This is a genomic window from Lactobacillus sp. XV31L (assembly GCF_059900865.1).
In genome coordinates this window covers 1-447 of the sequence record NZ_JBWXGC010000039.1, presented here as the reverse complement: position 1 = coordinate 447, position 447 = coordinate 1, and the positions used below count along the sequence as shown (strand labels likewise).

The window sequence follows — 447 nt, the reverse complement described above, 5'->3', positions numbered from 1 at the left end:
GCACGGCGACCGCGTACTCGAGGCTCGCGACGATGGACTCGCCGATCACCTGACCGGCGTTGCGCACGACGAACAGGTCACCGAGTCCGAGGTCGAAGATGATCTCCGCAGCGAGGCGCGAGTCGGAGCAGCCAAACAGCGTGGCGACCGGATGCTGTGCCGCGGCGAGGTGCCTGCGGCGAGCCACGTCCTGATTCGGGTGCTGCGGTGCATCGTCGACGAATCGCTGGTTGCCGTCCTGCATCTGCTTCCAGGCAGCAGCGGGGGTGAGCGCGTGGGTCATGTTCACTCCGAGAGGTCGCGGATCTGGGGGACGAGAGACTCGGCGAGTTCCGCGGTGGAGTCTGCGGAACGCGAACCGTAGAGCAGCAGGTAGTCGTCACCCGCCTGGGTTCCGATGGCGTAGGTGAGGTTCTGCTTCGCACCGGCATCACCGAGTGCGTAGAC

The 447-nt window shown here is 66.2% G+C and carries 1 protein-coding gene; it reads right to left on the bottom strand.

The window, feature by feature from the left end:
- The coding region (locus tag AC2JF7_RS09075) for a carbonic anhydrase (protein WP_500728365.1) at positions 1-283 on the bottom strand (283 nt) is incomplete at its 3' end.
- Between the last annotated feature and the right edge of the window lie 164 nt (positions 284-447).